Annotated in this window: 21 protein-coding genes; 12 read left to right on the top strand and 9 right to left on the bottom strand. The window is 48.2% G+C overall.

Features of this window, described 5'->3' with window-relative positions:
- Window positions 1-39 precede the first annotated feature (39 nt).
- Window positions 40-2,280 (top strand): PAS domain-containing sensor histidine kinase, encoded by a 2,241-nt coding sequence (locus AC5FX6_RS01990; RefSeq protein WP_493595350.1) that lies wholly within the window; start codon window positions 40-42, stop codon window positions 2,278-2,280.
- Complete coding sequence (locus AC5FX6_RS01985) at window positions 2,252-2,650, top strand: response regulator (RefSeq protein ID WP_493595349.1); 399 nt, start codon at window positions 2,252-2,254, stop codon at window positions 2,648-2,650. Before AC5FX6_RS01990 ends, AC5FX6_RS01985 begins: the two co-directional genes overlap by 29 nt.
- Here the strand turns inward: AC5FX6_RS01985 and AC5FX6_RS01980 are convergent.
- Window positions 2,647-3,570: a sensor histidine kinase gene (locus tag AC5FX6_RS01980; RefSeq protein WP_493595348.1), complete on the bottom strand. Its 924-nt coding sequence runs from the start codon at window positions 3,568-3,570 to the stop codon at window positions 2,647-2,649. The two genes, AC5FX6_RS01985 and AC5FX6_RS01980, sit on opposite strands and share 4 nt — an antisense overlap.
- 336 nt (window positions 3,571-3,906) lie before the next feature.
- Between AC5FX6_RS01980 and AC5FX6_RS01975 the strand changes: the two genes are divergently transcribed.
- Window positions 3,907-4,590 carry a DUF2490 domain-containing protein gene (locus AC5FX6_RS01975; RefSeq protein ID WP_493595347.1) on the top strand — a complete coding sequence of 228 codons (684 nt, stop codon included), beginning with the start codon at window positions 3,907-3,909 and terminating at the stop codon, window positions 4,588-4,590.
- Between the two features lie 22 nt (window positions 4,591-4,612).
- On the opposite strand, the gene AC5FX6_RS01970 is transcribed toward AC5FX6_RS01975, so the two are convergent.
- Both AC5FX6_RS01970 and AC5FX6_RS01965 read right to left on the bottom strand, forming a co-directional pair.
- On the bottom strand, window positions 4,613-5,095 hold the full coding sequence (locus tag AC5FX6_RS01970; RefSeq protein ID WP_493595346.1) for a hypothetical protein: 483 nt from the start codon (window positions 5,093-5,095) through the stop codon (window positions 4,613-4,615).
- Between the two features lie 265 nt (window positions 5,096-5,360).
- Window positions 5,361-7,292, bottom strand: coding sequence for an ABC-F family ATP-binding cassette domain-containing protein (locus AC5FX6_RS01965; protein WP_493596633.1), 1,932 nt, complete (start codon window positions 7,290-7,292; stop codon window positions 5,361-5,363).
- A 219-nt stretch (window positions 7,293-7,511) separates the two neighbouring features.
- On the opposite strand from AC5FX6_RS01965, the gene AC5FX6_RS01960 reads away from it, so the two are divergent.
- The 3 genes from AC5FX6_RS01960 to AC5FX6_RS01950 all read left to right on the top strand — a co-directional run bounded on the left by AC5FX6_RS01960 (window position 7,512) and on the right by AC5FX6_RS01950 (window position 13,821).
- Entirely contained in the window at window positions 7,512-8,063 is a 552-nt protein-coding gene (locus AC5FX6_RS01960; RefSeq protein ID WP_493595345.1) for a 2'-5' RNA ligase family protein, read from the top strand.
- Window positions 8,064-8,319: 256 nt separating this feature from the next.
- Window positions 8,320-10,515 carry a catalase gene (locus AC5FX6_RS01955; RefSeq protein WP_493595344.1) on the top strand — a complete coding sequence of 732 codons (2,196 nt, stop codon included), beginning with the start codon at window positions 8,320-8,322 and terminating at the stop codon, window positions 10,513-10,515.
- 714 nt (window positions 10,516-11,229) lie between these two features.
- Window positions 11,230-13,821, top strand: a complete 2,592-nt coding sequence (locus AC5FX6_RS01950) for a M1 family metallopeptidase (protein ID WP_493595343.1) — start codon at window positions 11,230-11,232, stop codon at window positions 13,819-13,821.
- A 142-nt stretch (window positions 13,822-13,963) separates the two neighbouring features.
- Here AC5FX6_RS01950 and AC5FX6_RS01945 read toward each other — a convergent pair whose 3' ends face one another.
- From AC5FX6_RS01945 to hslV, 4 genes are all read right to left on the bottom strand, one after another.
- Complete coding sequence (locus tag AC5FX6_RS01945; RefSeq protein WP_493595342.1) at window positions 13,964-14,935, bottom strand: deoxyhypusine synthase family protein; 972 nt, start codon at window positions 14,933-14,935, stop codon at window positions 13,964-13,966.
- A 114-nt stretch (window positions 14,936-15,049) separates the two neighbouring features.
- Complete coding sequence (locus AC5FX6_RS01940; protein WP_493595341.1) at window positions 15,050-15,367, bottom strand: DMT family transporter; 318 nt, start codon at window positions 15,365-15,367, stop codon at window positions 15,050-15,052.
- Between the two features lie 66 nt (window positions 15,368-15,433).
- Window positions 15,434-16,000 carry a Crp/Fnr family transcriptional regulator gene (locus tag AC5FX6_RS01935; protein WP_493595340.1) on the bottom strand — a complete coding sequence of 189 codons (567 nt, stop codon included), beginning with the start codon at window positions 15,998-16,000 and terminating at the stop codon, window positions 15,434-15,436.
- A gap of 17 nt (window positions 16,001-16,017) precedes the next feature.
- Window positions 16,018-16,560: an ATP-dependent protease subunit HslV gene (gene hslV / locus AC5FX6_RS01930; RefSeq protein WP_493595339.1), complete on the bottom strand. Its 543-nt coding sequence runs from the start codon at window positions 16,558-16,560 to the stop codon at window positions 16,018-16,020.
- 196 nt (window positions 16,561-16,756) lie between these two features.
- Between hslV and AC5FX6_RS01925 the strand changes: the two genes are divergently transcribed.
- The 6 genes from AC5FX6_RS01925 to AC5FX6_RS01900 all read left to right on the top strand — a co-directional run bounded on the left by AC5FX6_RS01925 (window position 16,757) and on the right by AC5FX6_RS01900 (window position 20,948).
- A complete protein-coding gene (locus tag AC5FX6_RS01925) occupies window positions 16,757-17,590 on the top strand; it encodes an FkbM family methyltransferase (RefSeq protein ID WP_493595338.1) in 834 nt (277 codons plus the stop codon).
- Between the two features lie 27 nt (window positions 17,591-17,617).
- Window positions 17,618-18,490 carry a 1,4-dihydroxy-2-naphthoyl-CoA synthase gene (locus AC5FX6_RS01920; RefSeq protein ID WP_493596632.1) on the top strand — a complete coding sequence of 291 codons (873 nt, stop codon included), beginning with the start codon at window positions 17,618-17,620 and terminating at the stop codon, window positions 18,488-18,490.
- A 558-nt stretch (window positions 18,491-19,048) separates the two neighbouring features.
- Window positions 19,049-19,531 carry a DUF1493 family protein gene (locus AC5FX6_RS01915; protein ID WP_493595337.1) on the top strand — a complete coding sequence of 161 codons (483 nt, stop codon included), beginning with the start codon at window positions 19,049-19,051 and terminating at the stop codon, window positions 19,529-19,531.
- Between the two features lie 72 nt (window positions 19,532-19,603).
- Window positions 19,604-19,948 carry a protein-tyrosine-phosphatase gene (locus tag AC5FX6_RS01910; protein ID WP_493595336.1) on the top strand — a complete coding sequence of 115 codons (345 nt, stop codon included), beginning with the start codon at window positions 19,604-19,606 and terminating at the stop codon, window positions 19,946-19,948.
- 76 nt (window positions 19,949-20,024) lie between these two features.
- Entirely contained in the window at window positions 20,025-20,354 is a 330-nt protein-coding gene (locus AC5FX6_RS01905; protein ID WP_493595335.1) for a DUF1801 domain-containing protein, read from the top strand.
- A 30-nt stretch (window positions 20,355-20,384) separates the two neighbouring features.
- Window positions 20,385-20,948: a sugar O-acetyltransferase gene (locus AC5FX6_RS01900; RefSeq protein ID WP_493595334.1), complete on the top strand. Its 564-nt coding sequence runs from the start codon at window positions 20,385-20,387 to the stop codon at window positions 20,946-20,948.
- 136 nt (window positions 20,949-21,084) lie between these two features.
- Here AC5FX6_RS01900 and AC5FX6_RS01895 read toward each other — a convergent pair whose 3' ends face one another.
- Together AC5FX6_RS01895 and AC5FX6_RS01890 are read right to left on the bottom strand one after the other, a co-directional pair.
- Window positions 21,085-21,330 (bottom strand): hypothetical protein, encoded by a 246-nt coding sequence (locus AC5FX6_RS01895; protein WP_493595333.1) that lies wholly within the window; start codon window positions 21,328-21,330, stop codon window positions 21,085-21,087.
- Window positions 21,331-21,558: 228 nt separating this feature from the next.
- Window positions 21,559-23,265 (bottom strand): pyruvate dehydrogenase complex dihydrolipoamide acetyltransferase, encoded by a 1,707-nt coding sequence (locus AC5FX6_RS01890; RefSeq protein ID WP_493595332.1) that lies wholly within the window; start codon window positions 23,263-23,265, stop codon window positions 21,559-21,561.
- Window positions 23,266-23,359 lie beyond the last annotated feature (94 nt).

Raw genomic sequence — 23,359 nt, 5'->3', positions numbered from 1 at the left:
TACAATTACATTCAGGAAGTTTTTAGCCAATACACCTTTATGAAGGTAAATTATACGCCAACTGAAGAGCTGGTGCTTTCACCAGATTTCTACAGTTCTATTGTACGACACGGATCCGAACTCATCACGGTACTTAACGCTGATGGTTGTTACCAATATATCTCTGATTCTATCGGCACCGTGCTTGGCTATAACCCTGAGGAGCTTTTGAGCACCTATGTGATGAACGTTATTCATCCAGATGATGTGGCATCTCTAGAAGTAGAACTCTATAACCTAACACAGGGTGGTGCAAAACAGGTAAGTCTTCCTCCTTTCCGCTGCAAAGCTAAAAATGGCAACTGGCACTGGCTAAGCTGTGTATCTACCAATATGCTGGATAACCCGCATGTGCGTGGCATTGTCACTAACTCAAGGGATATCACCTCACAAATGGAGGCTCTTCGCCAGAAAAAAGAAAGCCAGGCCTATTATAAAGCACTGTTCTTCAATAACCCCGACCTTGTTTTTACTCTCAACACTTCAGGGAAAGTATTAGCCTGTAACGATGCCGTTGTAGCGTTATCGGGCTACAAGCGTGAAGATTTTCCAGAAAGCCACTTTACTGATTTTGTGCTTCCGGAACAGCGTGAAGAAACATTTAACGCGTTTTACAAGGCCCTTGCAGGTCACTCCTGTACTTTTGAAACGTGCATCAGGCACTTCGACGGCTCAAAACGTTACTTATCCGCTACCCTGGTACCAATTGTGCTGGAAGGCCGTGTGCTGGCCATTCAATGTATTGCCAAAGACAGCACAAACGAAAAGGAGGCCAACCTGCTTGTCAAAGCTCAGGCACAAAAGCTGCACAACATATTGGAGGGAATTACTGAGGGCTTCTTTGCCTTGGATAAGGTATGGCGATACAGTTTCGGCAATACCGTTTTCGCTAATTTTCTGAACCGCGAACTTGACGATCTGATGAATCGCTGCATCTGGAAGGAGTACCCCTTCCTGGTGGGTTCTCAGTTTCAGCAAAAGTGCTTTGAGGTGGCGAACACCCAGAAGCCTGCCCAGTTCGATGAGCAGTTTTGTGAACTGGGTGCAGTACTGCGATTCACCCTGAGCCCTTTCGCGGATGGCGTCCTGGTATCGTTTGTAGATATCACGAAGCAAATTGCCGCTCAGGAAGAGTTGCGCAAACTTTCACTGGTAGCCAGCAAAACCACCAATGGCGTTATCATTACCAATAGCCAACTTGAAATAGAGTGGGTGAATGAAGCCTTCACAAATGTAACAGGCTATAAATTAGAAGAAGTGGCCGGCAAGCGCCCGAGTGACATCCTTACTTCTGCTGATACTGATCCGCGTGAAATCAACTGGATAAGGCAACAGTTAGCAAAGGGTATTCCGATGCGAAAGGAGTTGCGTAGTTACAAGAAGAACGGTGAGCTGATTTGGGCGGATGTCACCATCTCCCCTATTGCTAATGAGCAAGGCCAGGTCATTAACCATGTGTACATTCATACCGACATCACTGATCGCAAACTCGATCAGGAACAGTTACTGAAAACGACAGAGCACTTATACCATCAGAATCAGGACTTACAGCAGTTCAATTATATTGTATCGCACAACCTGCGTGCGCCTGTTGCTAACCTGGTGGGCCTCTCGGCTATCCTGCAGAAGCTTGACCCCAGCAGCGGCCGATTTGAGCAGGGCTTGCAAAACCTTGAAAAGTCTGCCCGTCGGCTTGATGATGTGATCAGCGACCTGAATAAAATACTGGCTGTGCGCTCCTCCGACCTCCAGGCTGCCCACGAAATGGTCAGTTTGCCGGAAGTGGCAGCCGAGGTTGTACAAAGTCTCCAGCACATGCTCAGTCTGGCTAGCGGCCGCATCGTGCTACACCTGGCGAAGGAGGATCTGATATGGGCAAACCGTGCCTATATATACAGCATCCTGCACAATCTGCTATCAAACGCAATAAAGTATAAATCTTCGCAGCGCGACTTACTTGTTGAAGTAAATAGCGTAAGGAATGAAAGTGGCCTGCAGCTATGCGTAAAAGACAATGGCAGCGGTATGGACATGGAATTAGTAAGGCCTCGCCTGTTTCAGTTATACAAGCGCTTTCATACTGGTCCGGATGGCAAAGGGATAGGGTTATACCTGGTGAAAATGCAAATGAACGCCTTAGGAGGCAAAATAGAAGTAGACAGCGAACCCGAAGTAGGTACAACCTTCAAATTACATTTTGAGCAATCAGCCTATGGCCAGCAAGGTATACATAATAGATGATGATGACATCAGCATATACCTGACTACTCTCGTGTTGGAAGACGCAGGCTTTGCTGAAGAGATTCACGCCTATACATCAGCAGATGATGCGCTCACAAATTTGCCTTTATCGGACACTGCTCCTATGCCTGACCTCATCCTGCTGGATCTGAACATGCCTGGCAAAAGCGGCTGGGACTTTCTGGACGTCCTTCGCCCTTATGAAGCCAAACTCAAAGGTAAGCTGGATGTGTTTATCCTTACTTCTTCTATTGCAGCCAGTGATAAGGACCTTTCGCTAAATTATCCGCTTGTACGTGGTTTCCTACACAAGCCACTCGACGAAGAAAGCCTGAGCTCCATCAAGCGCTTACGGGAAGAACAACACTAAGCCGCATAGATCGGAAGCCTGATCGTAAAGCTGGTGCCCTCATGTTCCTGACTCTGCACACTGATCTTCCCTCCTTGTAGCTGGATCAGTTTATAGGCGATCGATAGTCCCAACCCGCGGGACTCTTCTCCATTTAGCCCCCTCCTGCAAGCCACACCCCGGGGCTCAAATACTTTTGACAACAAGTGCTCAGGTATACCTATACCTGTATCGCTGTGTTCTACGACCGCCTCGTCTCCTTCCCGGTAAGCCCGGATCATAATACTCCCAGAGTAGGGCGTGAATTTAATTGAGTTAGAGATCAGGTTATTCAGCACTTGGGAAAACTTGATCTGATCCAGTTCAACCATAAGCGGTTCAGCTGGCAGATGCAGCAAGAATGTCTGCTGTACCATCTTTCCTTTTTGGTAAAACTCTGCCACGTTACGAATCTGATCATTTAAGTCCACCCTTGTTTTGTGAACATATACCTCTGGTGAGCGAAGGTGCTCTTCACTTAGCAAATCCTGTATCAGATCAGTGCATTGGGAGCAAGCCTTTTCTATGATGTCGGTGTATTGCTCTACTTCCTGTTTCGTGTTTTCGTGCACCTCTTTACGGAGCAGGGCAGCCACGCTTTTTGCCACAGACAGAGGACCTCGCAAATCATGTGCAACCATCTCGAGTGCACTGTCTTTGCGTTGCCCGAACTCAGCCAGATAATTGATAAAGTCTTGCTGCTGGGTTACATTTTCAGCCATACCTGCCACGGCTATCACCTCCTGAGCGGCATTGCAGATTGGGTAGATCAGGTAACGTATATACCGCAATTGTCCCCGTTGCTCTACCCGCACAATCTCATCCACATGGTCGCCCTGCAATAGTTTATGCCAGCAACGCATCACGGCCGGGCGATCGTCATCGACCACTGAGTTGATCAAGACCTCAGGTGTTTGGCTTAGCTGTTGCTCATCTATGTCCCAAATATCATGAAAGGCAGGTGACAGAAGCTCAAATCTGCTTTGCTGTAAGTTATAGTGAAATATAACTTTGGAACTCTGCTGACTTATCTGTTGAATTATGTTTGAATCATCCATTATAAGGTGGTATTTACTCTGTTGTAGATACGAGGCACCGGACCGGATGTTAAGAGGAGCACCGTTTTCTCAATTTTCTTCTATCTTCGTGCTATGCAACACCTTTGTAGATTAGCCTTCCTAAAGGGCCTGAAGCGAGGAACTTATCTCCTGATCTGCATGCTTCTTACCCTGCAGTTAATGCCTCTGAAGTTAGCAGCTCAGCAGAAGGAGGTACAGCAGGGGCAGCAGCTTTGGCTTGGCTATATGACCTCATCGCGGGTGTCGGAGCGCCTTTCAATCTGGAACGACTTTCATTACATCCCCGAGGGATTTGGTGTGGCACGCACTGGTCTGACCGCCCATTTTTCCCACCGCATCGACCTGACGGCAGGCTATGCCCATGTGTGGCTTCCATTAGGTGACGCACTGCGCCGGCATGAGCACAGGCCTTGGGCACAGGTTGTCATTCCGACTCCACTGGGAGGAAACTTCGCTTTGCAGCATCGGCTTCGTTGGGACTTGCGCTACCGCCAGCGGACCATGGCGGGTGAAATAGCCGAGGGTTATACCTTCAACCACCGGGCGCGTGTTCAGGCCGTGCTGCGCCGTAACTTCCCGAGCCTCACAATAGCGGGCGTGTTACCTAGCCTGGTGGTGGCAAATGAATTACTGATGAACCTGGGCGGAGAAGCCACGGTTCCATTTGATCAGAACCGCATCTCCCTGATGGCAGCAGCCCGCTACAAAGGATTGATGCTACAGGCAGGCTATATGAACCGCTATGTGCAAATAGCGACGCCAGGGCGCTTCACCAGCAACCATACGCTCGTATTCTGGCTATTCCATACCATCGACTGGCGAAAGCAGGACACAGAACTGTGATGCTGTAGGTTGTACTTATTGATTAAAAAGTAAACACGACAGTTGCCCGGTTAAAGGCATACCCGATGCGCAGATCCGGTTTGAGTTTTGCGGCATAACGCAACCCCTCATTGTATACATGTATGGCCTGGTGTTCTCGTTTCATTCTGGCGCCCACAAACGGAATACTGAAAGTGAGCAAACTTGCGCCTGCACCCGAGACCAGCCAGTTAGGCTGATTGCCGGCTAGCTGCCTGCTCATAGGATAGCTGATCAGGAGTCCGCCAGCATATGTGAGCACGGAAGCCGGGAGTGTATTACGGTGACCTTTAACAAGTTCTTTCCTCGCTTCCGGATGTTGCTCTAAAATATGCAAAAGCTGTTTTTTACTGATTTGTTTGCCATATTGGTAATAGGCAAATCCCAGCCCTCTTTTCTGTACAATTATTTCATCATCAGCCTGAGCGAAAGATCGGTTATACATGCTGCTCAAAATAAGCAACAGTAGCAATAAGTAAGTTTTCATAGGTATAAGGTGTGTGTATCTCGAACAAAATAGTAAAATGGCACTTTATCTCAAAGTACAATTTTAATATACGTGAAATTTTGTACTTAAGTATAGCACAGACCTTTATAACAATACTTGAAAAACAAACACTTACAATTTGTAGACACAAAAAAAAGCAGTAAACCAAAGGCTTACTGCTTCAAATTTTAATCATATCGTCTATAGAGCACCAGACTATTATCCAGTGCTAGTTTCAACGCCATTTAATTAAGCTGGCACCACGCTAGTTCGCCAGCTTTTCTTCCAGTGCTTCGGCATCCAACATCAGGCTTTCCCACTTTTGGTTAGTAGCATCGAGCTCTTTCTGCACTGACTCAAACTTTTGGGAAGTCTCCTGCAGCACATTCGGATTGCCGTATACCTTCGGGTCTGCGAGTTCGGTTTCGTATTTGGCCAGTTCCTGCTCCAGAATCTGCACCTGTTTTTCAACTTCGCTGATCTGGCGGTTTACCTGTTTTAACTGATTATTCAGGGCATTGAATTCGCTGTTGTCGCGCTTCTGCTTAGGCTCCTCTTTCTTAGGGGCTGGCGAAGCGGCGGCATCCCGTTTATTTTCTTTCTCGCGCTTCTCCTGGAATACCTCAAACTCATGATAGGTACCCGGATACTCTTTCAGTTGATAGTCTTCGATATACCAGATCTTGGTCGCGACATTCTCCACAAAGTAGCGGTCGTGCGAGATCACGATAAAGGTACCCTCATACTGCTCCAGCGCCTGGATCAGGATATTCACCGACATCATGTCCAGGTGGTTGGTTGGTTCGTCGAGCATCAGAAAATTGGCCTCCGAGATCAGGGTCTTGGCCAATGCCACACGGCTCTTCTCCCCTCCTGACAGCACTTTGATCTTCTTGAACACATCGTCGCCGGTAAAGAGAAATGAGCCCAGCAGCGTGCGCAGCTCTACCTCTGTTTTGCCGGAGCCGGCCTGCTGCAGTTCCTGCAGTATTTCGTTTTCCACGTTCAGGGCCTCCAGCTGGTGCTGCGCATAAAAGGACATGATCACATTGTGCCCCATTTCGCGCTTGCCCTGGATCGGCTCCGTGCCCGCAATGATGCGCAACAGCGTAGACTTACCTTTACCGTTGGCACCGATGAGCGCAATCTTGTCGCCCCGCTCAATGTGCACGTTTGTGTCGCGGAAAATCAGCTTGTTGCCGAAGCTCTTGCTCATGTGCTCCAGGCGGAAAATGTGCCGGCCCGGTTGCACGTTGAAGCGGAAGCTGAAGTTTACCTTTGCCGCCTCCGGTGCCACCTCCTCGATGCGATCCATGCGCTCGAGCTGTTTCATGCGGCTCTGCGCTTGCTTGGCCTTGGTCGCTTTGGCTTTGAAGCGCTCGATAAAACGCTCCGTCTGCCGGATCTGGGCCTGCTGGTTTTCGTAAGCTCCTTTCTGTATCTCGTTACGCAGCGCTTTCTCTTCTACATAGAAGCTATAATTACCCGGGTACAGGTTTAGCTTAGCCCCCGACACCTCCACCGTGATGTTGGTGGTTTTGTCCAGAAACTCCCTGTCGTGCGACACGATCACAACGGCTCCCTCAAAGCGGTCCAGGTATGACTCGAGCCACTTGATAGAAGGTAAGTCAAGGTGGTTGGTCGGTTCGTCGAGCAGCAGCAGCGAAGGTTTCTGCAGGAGGATCTTGGCGAGCATCACGCGCATGCGCCAGCCACCCGAGAAAGAGGCCAGTGGTTGCTTCAGCTCTTCAGTTGTGAAGCCAAGTCCCTCCAGGATCGACTCTGCCTCGGCTTGCATGGTATAGCCACCCAAAGCCTCAAAGCGCTCCTGCAGTGCTGCCAGCTTATCGACCAGCTTGTCATGAAAGTTGTTCTCAAACTCCACCAGTATCTGATCGATCTCCTGTTGCAGCGAGATAGCTTCCTCAAAGGCCTGCATCGCTACGGACAGAATGCTCTCGTGCGTTTCGTAGCTGAGAAGGTCCTGGTTCAGGAAACCGATGGTGGTTTCCTTGCTCATCTGTATGCTGCCACCGTCAGGCTTGTACTCGCCCACAATGATGCGCAGCAGTGTTGATTTGCCGGTACCGTTAAGCCCGATCAGGCCAATCTTGTCTTTGGGTTTGATGTGCAGGTTGGCATCCTCGTACATGGGGCGGCTGCCAAAATGAAAGCTAAGGTTGTTGATAGAGATCATAGATTCGGAAAGCTGAGCCACAAAGGTACTTATTTTGGGAAACATCCCCAGCACAAAGGCCCACCGACCAAAAACCGCCCCATACGTAGATATAAAATATACCTGCAGCAAAAAGCCCTTGCCAGCTAAACATTATGCTATATGCCGCGTTCAATAGCTTTATGCTTTTGAAAAATGTGTGTGCGAGAAGTTGAGAACAGCAATAAAATATGACCTTTTATGATCGCAGTTACATCCCTGCTCGACCAATCCCATTCTGCACGTGTAACCGAACTCACTGAGTTACTTGACACGAGATTCGGACTGAATGAGGTGAAGATGACACCTTACCCCCATCTGACCCTGCTCACGGCAGAGATACCGGATATGGAAGAAATACAGCAGTATCTGGAAGAGACCAGCCGTGAAACGGAGCCCTTTACCATCCGCACGACAGGACTTGGGGTATTCCCGGGCGAGAAACCCGTTATCTACATACCTGTACTCCGCACTGCGCCACTTAACCAGTTACACGCTCGCCTGCACCGCGATATCTCTGAGATGAGCAGCGAAATGGGCGTCTACTACAACCCTAACATGTGGCTCCCTCACATCTCACTTGCTTTGGGTGACACGAGCCCCGATGTACTCGGACCGGTGCTTACCTTTCTTTTTAGCTATAACTTCAACTGGGAGATCAAAATAGATAACCTCACCATTCTGCAGAAGTGCGGAGACTATTATCTGAAGGAAGATGAGTATACCTTCGGACGAAAAGAGCTTTCACTCTAGTCTGGATTAAACTTTTACGCCGCAGTCTCTTCTCCAAATTATACAAGCACGTCTTATCCAAAATTGGTCAACTGACTACATAAAGCTTTCATGTCGTCATTACGCACGGTTATAATCTTATTTTAATTTAATTTTAATCACCTTTTGTTTCACTTTTTCTTAACCCCTTAAAATTCATCCCCGTATTCTTGGATTGATTTACACACACAAATCAAAGCAGATCCAATCTCACTGAATTTTAAAAACAAACACGATCATGGAAGAGAAAGAAAACAAACAGCCCAAGCCGACCCAGGTTAATGAAAACAGCAAAAACGAGCAACTAGAGCATTATCGGGAAGACGGGCAGGGCGAGTATATGACCACCGACCAAGGTCTCCGGATCAACCATACGGATGATTCCCTGAAAGCAGGACAGCGTGGGCCGACCTTGATGGAGGACTTTCACTTCCGCGAAAAAATGACCCACCTGGATCATGAATCTATACCTGAGCGGGTAGTACATGCCCGTGGCTCCGGTGCTCATGGTTACTTTCAACCATATGACAGTTCGTTAAAAGAGTTTACCAAAGCGAAATTCCTGACTGACCCTGGCTCCAAAACGCCCGTATTCGTGCGTTTCTCTACCGTGGTAGGTTCCAGAGGCTCTGCCGATACCGTGCGTGACGTGCGTGGTTTTGCCACCAAGTTTTATACAGAGGAGGGTAATTACGACCTGGTAGGCAATAACATACCTGTGTTCTTTATACAGGATGGCATCAAGTTTCCAGACCTGGTGCACTCCATTAAACCGGAAGCAGACAACGAGATGCCACAGGCATCCGCTGCGCACGACACCTTCTGGGATTTTGCCTCACTTATGCCAGAGTCGACGCACATGTTGATGTGGGTACTTTCTGACCGGGCTATCCCACGCAGTTTCCGCATGATGGATGGATTTGGCGTGCATACCTTCCGATTTATAAATGAAGCAGGCAAGTCTACTTTTGTCAAATTCCACTGGAGACCTACCTATGGTGCCCACTCGCTGGTATGGGACGAAGCTCAAAAGCTTGCCGGCAAAGACCCGGATTGGCTGCGACGCGATCTTTGGGAATCAATAGAAATGGGTGACTACCCTGAGTTTGAGCTATCGGTACAGTTGGTGCCTGAGGAAGATGAGTTTAAATATGACTTCGATTTGCTTGATGCGACCAAGATCATTCCCGAAGAACTGGTTCCGCGGCGTCCGGTGGGCAAGATGGTCCTCAACCGTAACCCCGACAACTTCTTTGCGGAAACTGAGCAGGTGGCTTTCCACCCGGGTAACCTAGTGCCGGGCATCGATGTAACGAATGACCCTCTATTGCAAGGCCGCCTGTTCTCATATTTGGACACACAGATCAACCGCTTTAGCAGTATAAACTTCACTGAAGTGCCTATCAACAAGCCGGTAGCTCCTGTTCATAACCACCATGGTGCCGGCTTTATGAAAATGACAATCGGCAAAGGCAAGGCAAACTATTGGCCTAACTCGATCGGGAATGGTTGCCCGATGATGGCCCCGGAAAACATGGGTGGCTTCGTGCACCACATGGAGAAGGTGGAAGGTCATAAAATACGTGCACGAAGTGATAGCTTCAATGACCATTATAGCCAGGCTACCATGTTCTGGAACTCACTGACGGAGGCTGAAAAAGAACACCTGGTATCTGCCGCGCATTTTGAGTTAGGCAAGGTAGAGAACAAGGAGATCCGCAGAAGACAAATTGCCAATTTCTATAAAGTAGACCCACAGTTTGCTGCGCTTGTAGCAGCAGGTGTTGGTGTGGAAATGCCAATAGACCAGGACTCAGTACCTACCGGAAATTTCGTAGCAGATGCCGCTTCTGAGAAAATAAGCAAAGGCAAATCTGTGAAAGAGTCGGCGGCAAACAGCATGGAGAAAAACAAGGTGGAAACTGCCAAGTCAAGAAAAGTGGCTATTCTCCTGGAGGACGGTTTTGACTATAATGAAGTAATGCAGGTGAAGGAAGCCATAGAGGCAGCCGGTGCACATGCCAAGATCATCTCAAAGCTGCTTGGGAAACGCATCTCCAGCACCGGGCAGGAAATTGAAGTGGACAAGCACCATGTTTCGGCCGGATCTATCATGTTTGATGCGGTATACATTCCGGATGGAGAGAAGAGCGTGCGCAAGATGATGGGCCTGGGAGATGCGCTTCATTTTGTAAGCGAAGCTTTCAAGCACTGCAAACCTATCGCTACGTCTGGCTTTGGTATCAATCTGTTTGAGAGAGCTTTTGTAGTTGGTGTGAATTTCGCGGACAAGGAGTCCAGCAAAGTTGTATCACACACCGGCGTTATCACAGCAGGCGCCGACGCCGATGCCGGTGAGTTTGCCAGCAAATTCATAGATGCCATCAAAAAGCACCGTCACTGGGACCGTGAAAAATCCATGACGCCCGCATAAGTTATTTAATGTTTGTTATTGATTGTTTGTTTGGAGCAAGAGCCGTGATTTTCACGGCTTTTGCTTTTTATGCTGGTTTGAGTTATGTAGGTGTAAGCCTGGTAGCTGAATGTTTCAAGTTTACGATTGTCATCCCCTGCCCCCTTCAGAGGGGGACTTAGAGCTTTTGCTTTTCATTCTGTCATCCTGAAAGGATCTTGGTTGAAGGGAGGTGAGGCAGCTGCTATAACCCACCCCTGCCCGTCCTTATCCAAGGAGGGGAGCAAGTAATTGGCGGTCCTCAGGTATAAGCCTTGTAGTGATTGCAGCACACCACTGGCAGGTATAGCAAGACAAACTTGCCCCTTGAGCCATGAAACAGATCGCCTTAGCCCGGTGCACTTTGCGGCGCTCCACTATTGGGGGTGAAGGGGTCCCCCTGTCGAGTGCGTTCAGCGAGTGGGGGAAGGGCCCCTCTATTTTTCATAAAGGAAAAATAGAGGGGCCCGCCGCACTGGCGAAGCTACAGAACGTAACAGTTGTTATACCTAGACAGCCGCTACGCCTGTTACAAACCGCCTCCATTCACAAACACAGTTTACGCTTCACTAAACTTGCTGTATACCTTTATACCTGCATCCAGACGCCCCAATGGCTTAGCTCACGCCCTAGCGGGATGGCACCACAACGTTACCCCAAAATCCATTATCTTTACAAACACCCTCAACACAAACTATGTCAAAACCCAGCTATACCCTCAAAGCCACAACCCTGGCTTTGTCTCTGGCTCTAATAAGCGGTTGCAGCCGAGGACCTGCAATCAGCGCTTATACCTTACCTGTCGAAACCGGCGTGTCACGCCAACTGGCTGAGTACCGCAACCAGGCCTTGCGTAATGTACAGTATGACATCAGGCTCCAAATTCCAGAAGGGAAAAACGCACCTATACCTGCTTCCGAGATCATCTCTTTTGACTTAACCGATGTGAGTCAGCCCTTGCAGATTGATTTTAAGGAAAAACAGGAGAACCTGCAGCTGGTAAAAGTAAATGGCAGAGAGATCCCGCTGCTCTTTGAAAAGGAACACATCGTGATAGCCCCAAAGCACCTGAAGGCTGGTCAGAACGCAGTGCAGATCGACTTCACAGCCGGCAACCTGTCCCTCAACCGCAACGAAGACTTCCTCTATACCTTGCTGGTGCCTGACCGCGCCCGCACGGTATTTCCGTGCTTCGATCAGCCGGACCTGAAAGCTGTTTTCAAACTCACGCTCACGCTGCCCCAGGATTGGAAAGCGCTGGCCAATGCCCCGCTGCAAGACTCAGTACTGACAGGTGCAACCAAAACCTATACCTATCTACCTTCCGATACGATCCCGACCTACCTGTTCTCTTTTGTGGCTGGTGACTTCAATAAAGTGAGCAACAGCGACCGGGGCCGTACCATGCACTTCTACCACCGCGAAACAGATCCGGATAAGCTCAGATTAAGCATCGACCCGATCTTTAGCATACATCGTGATGCGCTGGCTTTTATGGAGGATTATACCCAGATCCCCTACCCCTTCCAGAAATTTGATTTCGTGGCTATACCTGATTTTCAGTATGGTGGCATGGAGCATGTCGGAGCAATCGATTACAAGGCCTCTACCCTCTTCCTTGACGAAGGCGCAACCAAAGACCAATTGGTGTCACGCTCGAACCTGATCGCGCACGAAACGGCTCATATGTGGTTCGGTGACCTCGTGACCATGCGCTGGTTCAACGATGTGTGGATGAAAGAAGTCTTCGCCAATTTCATGGCCGATAAGATATCCAAGACGACAGTAAAAGACAGCAATTACGACCTTAAGTTTCTGATCGATCACTTCCCGGCGGCCTATAGCGTGGACCGCACAGCAGGTGCCAACCCGATTCGTCAGGACCTTGCTAACCTGCAGGATGCCGGCACGCTTTACGGGCACATCATTTACCACAAATCCCCGATCATGATGCGGCAGCTGGAGCGACTGATGGGTGAGCAAGCTTTTCAGGAGGGCCTGCAGGTATACCTGAAAACTTACGCCAACAGTAACGCCACCTGGCCGCAGCTGATCGAAATACTGGATGCCCGCACGCAGGTAGATTTGCAAGCCTGGAACCAGGTATGGGTGAATGAAACCGGACGGCCAGTGTTCGATTACAAGTTGGAGGTAGCTGATGGCAAGATCAGCCATTTCACTATCAACCAAAAAGCTGAAGACGGATCGGACCGCCTTTGGCCTCAATTGTTTGAAGTGGCATTGGTTTATGCAGACAGTGTGCAGGAACTGACCGTGAATATGGACAAAGCAGCAGTAGAGCTACAAGACGCCATCGGCAAAAAAGCCCCACTCACTGTGCTTTTCAATTCTTCGGGCCAAGGCTACGGTGTATTTCCAGTAGACCTGCGTTACACAGGAGGGATAAGCGTTAACATTAAAAACCCCGTGCATAGGGCTACTACTTATATCAACTTCTATGAGAATATGCTCAATGGCAGAAAAGTAGAACCCGGCTTTATGCTTCCGATGGCCTTGATGGAGTCAGGTATGGAGACTGATGAACTCAACCTAAAACTATTGACCGGCTACCTGAGTGATATCTTTTGGAAATTCACGACGCCAGAAAGACGTGCAATGATAGCACCAGGAGTTGAAAAGAACCTGTGGGAAGCCATGGAAAAGCAGAAGTCCGGCAATGCCAAAAAGCTCCTGTTTAAAACTTACCAGAGCATTGCACTGACCAAAGAAGCACAGGACAGACTACACCAGGTATGGCAGTCTCAGAAAGCACCGGCAGGTGTGACGCTGACCGAAGACGACTATACCTCCCTGGCGCTTTCGCTGGCCGTGCGCGACTACCAAAATTCTGAAGGTATACTGAACCAGCAACTGGGCCGCATCAAGAACCCGGACCGCCAGAAACGCCTGCAGTTCCTGATGCCAGCCCTGTCAGGTGAGGAGCAGGTACGTGACCAGTTTTTTGCCTCGCTGAAGAGTCGAAGCAACCGCGACAAGGAGGCCTGGGTAGGTTCCGCCCTCTCCTACCTGCATCACCCGCTGCGTGCCGCCTCTTCGGAGAAGTATTTGCGTGAAAGTCTGGAGCTGGTGGAAGAGATTCAGCTGACCGGCGATATCTTCTTTCCAACCAACTGGCTGCAGTCCACCTTCAGCAATTATCAGACACCGACAGCCGCTGCCACCATTCGCGAGTTCCTGGCAGCCCATCCGGACTACAACCCGAAGCTAAAAGGTAAAATTTTGCAAGCCGCGGATCATGTGTTTAGAGCCGATAAACTGGCGAGATGAGTTTGGGAAGTTAGAAAGTTAGAATCCTGAAAATCTATAAATCCTGTAAATCCTGATTCAGACAAAAAACGAGAAGCCCGCTACTTATGCAGCGGGCTTCTTTATTACAGGGAATATCAAAATTCGATATTCTATTCAAAAATTACATATCCAGCACCAATGCGAAGATTAGCGGCGCTACAATAGTGGCGTCCGACTCGATCATATACTTTGGTGTTTCTTTGCCAAGTTTACCCCAGGTAATTTTCTCGTTTGGCACAGCGCCGGAGTAAGAGCCGTAGCTGGTGGTAGAGTCCGAGATCTGTGCGAAGTAGCCCCACAGTGGAACACCGTCGCGCTGCAAGTCCTGGTGCAGCATTGGCACCACGCAGATCGGGAAGTCACCGGCTATACCGCCACCTATCTGGAAGAAACCGATGGTAGACTCTTCCTTCGCAGTGTTCGTATACCAATCCGCCAGCTCGATCATGTACTGTATACCTGTTTTCATGGTATGTACATTTTTGATGTCGCCGCTGATCACGTGACCGGCGTAGATGTTACCCAAGGTAGAATCTTCCCAGCCCGGGCAGATGATCGGCAGGTTCTTTTTAGCAGCTTCCAGCATCCAGCTGTTTTTCGGGTCTATCTGGTAGTATTGCTCCAACTCGCCACTCAATAGAATCTGATAGAAAAACTCGTGCGGGAAATAAGCTTCGCCCGCCTTGTCCGCTTTTTCCCAGTACTTCAATACCACATGCTCCAGACGACGCATGGCCTCTTCTTCAGGTATACAGGTATCGGTTACACGGTTGAGGTGGCGGCTCAGCAGTTCCTCTTCATCAGCAGCTGACAGTTCGCGGTAATGTGGCACACGCTCGTAGAAATCATGCGCTACCAGGTTGAAGATATCTTCTTCCAAATTGGCACCTGTACAGGAGATCGCGTGGATCTTGTCCTGGCGGATCATCTCTGCCAGGATAATGCCTAGCTCAGCTGTAGACATGGCACCAGCCAGTGTCACGAGCATTTTACCTCCGTTGTTGAGGTGTGTCTTATATCCTTCGGCAGCATCGATGAGCGAGGCAGCGTTGAAGTGCTTGTAGTGCTTTTTTAAAAAATTAGATACTTCCATTTTCCTTGTGTTTATACTTTGTACTAATTCGTTTTTATACTCCTGTAACCCGATATGAGTTAAAAAAAGATCTTCTCCCGCAAATATAGGCTTTAATCTATTATGCCTTTCCGCTTACTTAGATACCAGCTTTAAACCAATGATGGAGCCGATAAGCAGCAAGATGAAAAACAGCCGCCAGATGTCCGCTGACTCTCTATAAAGCAACATACCAACAATGACCGTACCTACCGCGCCTATACCTGTCCAGACCGCGTAGGCAGTGCCCATCGGGATGGTCTGGATTGCTTTATTGAGCAAAAGGAAGCTTATAATTGTGCAGACAAAAAATCCGGCAGACCACTTCATGACACTGAAGTTGTTCGATAGCTTGAGACAGGTAGTAAACCCGATCTCAAACATCCCTGCCATGATTAAATAGATCCAGCCCATTCTTCCCTTTATTTTACCCAAAAGTCGGAATGCCGAGGCAGAAGAAATTTAACAAATGTTAAAAAATCAGCGGACTTGCGCCCTGATGCGGCTCAGGGTAACCTGTGTAACGCCCAGGTATGAGGCGATCTGGTTGAGAGGCACGCGCTGTATAAGGGCGGGGTTTTGCTGTAGCAGCGCTTTATAGCGCTCCGTAGCTGACTGAAACTGGAAAGCCATGAACCGCTCCTCTGTCTTGATGAGCTCGTACTCGGCAAGTTTGCGGCCCCAGTTAGCCAGTTCAATGTTGTTCAGGTATAGGTCCTGCAGACGTGCCAGATCCATGGCGTGTACTACCGCGTTTTCGAGTAGCTCCACGGTTTCGTAGCCGGGCTTGTTGGCCACATAGCTGTTGTAAGAAAGCAGCATCTCGTTTTCGGCACCAAACCAGAAAGTTACCTCCTGGTCGTTGCGGTAACAGAAGGCACGCGCAATGCCCTGTTCAATAAAATACACCCGATGACTGACCTGTCCCTCCCGGAAGAGAATATGCCCTTTGGGCAGCTCCTGCCGCTGCATCAGCGCTGTGAGCTGCCCAAAAGACGTATCCGAAATAGGGTATAGTTGCCGGATGGCTTGTTCGATGGTCTGCACCTTTTGCTGTTTTGCGCTTACTTCGCCGGTTTCTCGATCACAAGGTTGTGATTGGTATAGATGCAGATGTCAGCTGCAATGGTCAGGCTTTCGCGCACCATTTCTTCTGCTGTGAGGTGTGGAGCATGCTTCTTAAGGGCAAGTGCCGCTGCGTGCGCAAACATACTGCCGGAGCCGATGGCCGCGATCTGGTTATCGGGTTCCAGCACGTCGCCGGTGCCAGAGATGATCAGCAGCTCTTCTTTGTTAGCTACGACCATCATCGCTTCAAGCTTGCGCAGGTACTGGTCTTTGCGCCAGTCTTTGGCCAGTTCAATGGCGGCACGCTTCATGTTGCTCTGGTAAGCGTTCAGTTTCTCCTCAAAACGCTCCAGCAGTGTAAAGGCATCAGCTGTAGAGCCTGCAAAGCCTGTTACGATTTTGCCATCAAGCAGCTTGCGAATCTTTTTGACGTTGCTCTTGGCTATGTGCTTGTCCATGGTGGCCTGTCCGTCAGCGCCCACGCATACTTCCCCGTTATGGTATATACCTACTACTGTAGTCGATCTTATTTTTGCCATCTCTGTGTGTGGTTTATATCTATTGCTAAAGCTACGGCAATTGCAAACAAAAAGCCAAAGGTATAGCAGCCGACAAATTGTCGGTTGGCTGAGAGATTCCTGTACCTGTCATTTGCAGAAGAAACCTTACCTTCGTCTTACAGGAGCACTTGTGTCAGGTATAGTTACCACCTGACACATTCCAAACTCAAGAGCTATGCTGACATTATTCAGGTTATGGAAACTTGCCTTCATCCGACAGAACACCTCTCTGGCAGGTCGCTTCCGTACCTTCGTGACGCTCCTGCGCATCCATGCCCTCGCTAAGGTTAAAAAGCAATCTGGCGGCCCCATTGTGGTGAATGTAGAGGGGTATTCGGTATCAGCTTACAACTATGTGACGATCAACGAGCTTTACATTGATATTTTTATCAAGCAGGTCTACCGCTTCGAGGCTTCCCATACCCAGCCACTGATTATAGATTGTGGAGCTAACATCGGCATGTCTGTTTTATATTTCAAAAAGCTGTACCCCCAAAGTGAAGTATGGGCTTACGAAGCAAACCCCGAAGCCTTTGCGCTCCTGCAGCATAACGTGGCCACCAATCAGCTCACGGGAGTTCATCTGTTTAACTACGTGCTCTCGAACACAGACCATGAAGTTGATTTCTACATTCCAAAAGCCGCAGCAGGTCTGAACGGGTCACTTAACCCTTTGATTGCCAAAGGTACCAGGCTACGAATGAAGGCTTATCGGCTTTCCTCCTTGTTACCTATAGGGCGCTTTGTTGATTTCTTAAAGATTGATATTGAGGGAGCAGAGTTTGATGTGGTAGCTGATTTATACGAAAAAGGAGCCCTTGAAGCAATCAGACAACTCGTCATCGAACTGCATGCCAGCAGCGAAGAGATGGAGCAAAAATATAACAGATTGCTCAGCTACTTTGACACAGTGTACGAGCACAAATCTGCAAGCGACCAATACACGGTGGGTTACCCTCATGTGGTAAACTTTAGTAAGAAGCCCACGGTGACAAAAGAGTCCAAGTGAGTGCCTTTTGCTATCTTTGCCTGACGAATAGATACTCAGCTTCAAAAAACATACGATATGAGCAAAGCAAATTGGGTGACCGTAAAAGAATACGAAGACATCACCTATAAAAAATCAAACGGTGTGGCCCGCATCGCCTTCAACCGGCCAAACGTGCGCAACGCCTTCCGGCCAAAGACCGTGGCGGAGCTTTTCGAGGCTTTCCTGGATGCCCGTGAAGATACCTCAATTGGCGTGGTGCTGTTCTCAGCCGAAGGGCCTTCTACAAAGGACGGTGTATATTCTTTCTGCAGTGGCGGTGACCAGAACGCTCGCGGCCATCAAGGTTATGTAGACGAGGCCGGTATGCCGCGTCTCAACATCCTGGAAGTGCAGCGCCTGATCCGCTTTATGCCGAAAGTAGTAATTGCCGTAGTACCGGGTTGGGCCGTAGGTGGTGGTCACTCCCTCCATGTGGTGTGCGACCTCACGCTGGCCAGCAAGGAACACGCGATCTTCAAGCAAACAGATGCCGACGTGACCAGCTTCGACGGTGGTTACGGCTCCGCCTACTTGGCGAAGATGGTAGGTCAGAAGCGTGCCCGTGAGATCTTCTTCCTGGGTCGCAACTATTCTGCACAGGATGCTTATGATATGGGTATGGTGAACGCCGTGATCCCACACGATGAGTTGGAAGACACGGCTTACGAGTGGGCGCAGGAGATCCTGGCCAAGTCCCCTACCTCTATCAAGATGCTTAAGTTTGCCTTTAACCTGACCGACGACGGCATGGTAGGCCAGCAGGTATTTGCAGGGGAAGCGACTCGTCTTGCTTATATGACCGAGGAGGCCAAAGAAGGTCGCAATGCTTTTCTGGAAAAGCGCAAGCCAGACTTTTCGGACATCAAGTGGATTCCGTAAGGTATAGCCTTTAGGCGTAAAATAGGAAAGCCGCTCTATTAGTAGAGCGGCTTTTTTGTTGATTTTAATTGATGTTAGCTTTGGATAAATACAATTAACGTGGGCAGTGAGCTGTTAAATTATAACTCGCTATAATTAAATGAACATAAGTATCAGATAGCCAATGCTATTAACCTCACACAAACGAGTAATGCGTTTATAAATGTTTTTTATAAACGCATAAAAACGAGTTTTAGGCTTATAAATTATGACTATTGCTAAAACTCTGCATTAGAAACATACAATTAAACATATTAGTAAGCCTCACCATATACCCTAAAATTAAAATAGAAACTATAAGCATATTAATAAACCATTACGTTAAATATTCTGTCAAATAATAAGGCACTTACAGAATAACTTGCTATATTGATTAAATGGAATATTTCTACTCAAAAGCATTTAAAAGCTGCTTTCTGTCAAAATAAAGCGGTTTAAGTGGAGAGTAGAAGCTCTAAATATAGTGCCGATATACGGTATAGGCTTCCGTATATACAACAGTTGTGGTACATTTAAATTATGGAAGAAAGGCAAATCAAACAAGTAGATTTCTCGAAGCTTAGGCACGCCTACATCACAATTAAGAGCTTTTTGGAGTCAGAATCCTGGGAAAAAGTAAGATCTCTTGACACGAAAGTGGCTGAAGATCTTGGGCTTTATGGGGATGACAACTATGATTTGCTAGTGAAGTTTATAAAGAAATTTGAGCTGGACCACAACAACTTTGAATATGACAAGCACTTCTATTCTGAGGGTGAACTGTTTGGATCTGGTGCCGCCCTTGTCAATTTACTGAACCTGTCAGTTTGGCTACCATTGAAGACGATAGAACTACTTACATTAAACAAAATCAAAATAGCTAAACCAGCCTTATTTCCAGAAAAAAGAGAAGTCACAGATATGACCTTCAGAGACTTGTTGACCTGGTATATTGAAGGCGTTTATGTCGAAGGGGATAAGGTCAGATACCAAATAAAAACGAAACCACAACAAGATCTATAAGTTAGCTACGCCACCTTATAGCAGAACCGTTAGCCATTAGTTAATCTATAAATAGACAATAAAATAACCTTTGTGACTGAAAAGCCTAATATACTAGTAGTTTGTGGACGCAACAAGAGAAGAAGCAGAACAGCAGAGTACATCTTCAAAAATGACATGCGCTTTAAGATCAGGTCAGTCGGGCTTAGCCCAAAAAGTGAGAGGCAAATAAAAGAAAAGGATATACTATGGGCTGACATTATATATGTAATGGAACAAGGACAGGGTGCAAGAATTGCAGGAACATATCGAAATTTGGATTTACCTCCCATAGAAGTACTTCACATAGAAGATGAATACGAGTATCTTGAGCCTGAACTGATAGAAATGCTTGAAGACAGAATCAATTCATCTCTAAAAGTAGCTTATAAAATTTAAAGAAAACCTGTGGCTAACCATACCCATAAGTCAGCTACGCCACTTTATGGCTAATTCCACTAAACCCCAAAATTCCATGCATCCACAAGTAACCGACTACATCAACACCTCCGATAAGCACAAGGAAACCCTTGAAGCACTGCGCCAACTCGTGCACGACACTGTGCCACATGTGACAGAAGAGTTTAAATGGAGCCGACCTGTGTTTCGTTCTGATAAGGACTTTGCCTACCTCAAAACGGCTAAGGCTTATGTCACACTGGGTTTCTTTCAGTTTGACAAACTGGATGATCAAGCTGGCCTACTGGAAGGAACCGGTAAAGACATGCGCCATATCAAAATCAAAAGCCTGCAGGACATAAACAAAGACCTGCTAAGGGAGTGGTTCAAAGCGGCGTCGGTTTAGCCAAAACCGGTGGCTGCCGTATAACCGCCTATGAAAACCGAGAAAGAGAAAATGCTGGCGGGGGAACAGTACAACCCACTCGATAAGGAATTATCTGATGAACGTCTGCAGGCACGGCTACTGATCAAAGCACTCAACGATAGCCGTGAAGACCAGAAGGAAGAGCGCCATAGTATCCTGAAAGCTCTGATCCCGAACGCAGGGGAAGGCCTGTGGCTGCAGCCTCCTTTCTACTGCGACTATGGCTATAACATGGTTGTAGGCGATAAAGTATTCTTCAATTTCAACTGTGTGGTGCTCGATGTGGCAGAAGTGCGCATCGGCAGCCGAACCCTATTTGGCCCCAACGTGCAGGTATACACCGCCACACACCCGATGAACCATCAGGAACGAGCCTCCGGGCTGGAGTTCGCTAAACCAATCACGATTGGAGAGGACGTATGGATAGGTGGAAGCGCTGTCATTTGCCCCGGTGTCAGTATAGGCGACCGCAGCGTGATCGGGGCTGGAAGTGTGGTTACCAAGGACATACCTGCCGGTGTGTTTGCAGCGGGCAATCCCTGTAGGGTAATCCGGGAATTAGGTAACGATTAAAACCTATTATTTGGATTATTGACTGAAAGTGCAGCAGATAAAGTCTTTGATGGCGCTAAGTTCTAAATACAAAAGCAACTAAACAGAAGAAGCCAGACGTATCGTCTGGCTTCTTCTGTTTCTCAACTGCTTGAAACTAGTTGTTTATTTTAATGTCAACTTTTTTCGTTTTAAGTGAACCGCCTTCAGGGCCCAATTCAATAGAAGTTCCCTTTTCTTTCTCGATAGCTACTTTCGTAACCGGAGCTGCTGCAGGCTTTTCCACTTCCACAACTTTGACTGTTTCAGTTTCTACAACTTTTACCTGCTCCTCTTGTGGTGGGTTATTACAGCCAAAAGTGAATGTCAGTGCAAGTGCACTCAATAAATAAATGAATTTCATATAATGAAAATCTGGAACTGGTGATGGCAAACAAAAATGGCATCTTCACCTAAATCCTGATGATTTGCTGAATAGCACTTTCTTACCTTCCACAAGGTAACTCCTTAAAGCCGAAGTAGCTATTTAAAACAGGTATATATAAAAATATCCTAAATAACACCAGCGGCCTATAAATAAGAAAGCCTCTCCGTTTCCGAAGAGGCTTCTCTGTTATTGTTTAAGCTAAGCTTATACCAGTATTCTCACCGGGTTCTCGAGCAGGTTTTTGAAGGTCTGCAGGAAAGCAGAACCAACAGCACCGTCCACAACGCGGTGGTCACAGCTAAGCGTCACTTTCATGACATTTCCGATCCTGATCTGACCGTCACGCACCACTGGTGTCTGCTTGATGCCACCAACGGCCATGATGCAGGCATCAGGCGGGTTGATGATGGCAGTAAACTCTTCGATGCCGAACATACCCAGGTTAGAGATGGTGAAGGTATTGCCTTCCCAGTCAGACGGCTGCAGTTTCTTGCTCTTGGCTTTGCCACCCAGGTCTTTCACTTCAGCAGCGATGGCAGACAGCGACTTGTAATCGGCGTTGCGTACCACTGGTACCAGCAGGCCTTCCTCTACCGCCACAGCCACACCGATATTGATGTGCTTGTTGTAGCGGATCTTGTCGCCCAGCCACGAAGAGTTCACGGCAGGGTGCTGACGAAGCGCCGCAGCGGCCGCCTTGATCACCAGGTCGTTAAACGATACCTTCACCGGAGACACTTCATTAATGGACACACGGGCTTCCATGGCCTTGTCCATGTCGATTTCCATGGTCAGGTAGAAGTGCGGTGCTGTGAACTTGCTCTCAGCCAAACGGCGGGCAATCACTTTGCGCATCTGCGACACGTTCACTTCTTCGTATGAATCAGCCGGTGCACCAGGTATAGCCTGTGCAGCCGGAGCAGCGGCAGGAGCCTTGGCAGCTTCTTTCTGTGGTGCGGCTTCAGATGGTTTAAAGTTCTCCACGTCGCGCAGCACGATACGGCCACCTTCACCTGAACCCTTGATCTGGCTCAGGTTGAAGCCTTTATCTTTAGCTACTTTCTTCGCAAGCGGAGAAGCCTTGATACGGCCGTTCCCATCGGCTGAAACTTGTTCGGTCTCCCCGGCAGGCACTTTCTCTGACTCTACTTTGTCAGAAGTTACCTCGTCAACTCCGGCTTCAATCGCCTCATCCGTCTGCGCGTTTTCTTGGCGTTCCTGCTTATCAGAACCTTCAACTTCTAACAGTGTCTTATAGTCAGCACCTTCCTCACCGATAATCGCAATAACCGCATCAATCGGAACAGAATCGCCTTCATTTACACCTGTATAGAGCAGCGTACCGTCTTCATAAGACTCCAGTTCCATGGTAGCCTTGTCGGTCTCCACTTCAGCCAGCACGTCACCGGCGCTAACCTTATCGCCTACTTTTTTCAGCCAGGCTACCAGCACACCTTCTGTCATGGTATCGCTCATCTTTGGCATGCGAATCACATTGGCCTTGATGTTAGATGTATCCACTGAAGTTTTAGCGGCAGGAGCATCAGCTTTAGCGGGAGCCGCTTCTTTCTTTTCTTCTTTTTTCTCGGCCTTTGGCTCTTCTTTAGGCTCCTCTTTTGCTGCGGACTTCTCACCGTTTCCGGCACCGTCCAACAGATCAGAAAAATCCTCTCCTTCTTTGCCAATGATCGCTATTACAGCATCTACTGGTACAGAATCGCCCTTTTTCGGACCAATGTGCAACAGGGTACCATCTTCGTAGGATTCCAGCTCCATGGTCGCCTTGTCGGTTTCCACTTCGGCCAGAATATCGCCGGCGCTTACCTTGTCACCTACCTTTTTAAGCCAAGATGCAATCACCCCCTCCGTCATCGTGTCGCTCATCTTAGGCATTCGTATCACTTCAGCCATAATTTATCGTCTTGTTTGTTCGCCTATTTCGTCTAATCTATAAGGCCCAAAATTAGACCTAAAAATATTTTATTCAAACTATACTTTCTATTTT

The organism is Pontibacter sp. LHS2, from assembly GCF_058932845.1.
This window is presented reverse-complemented; position numbering and strand designations above follow the sequence as displayed.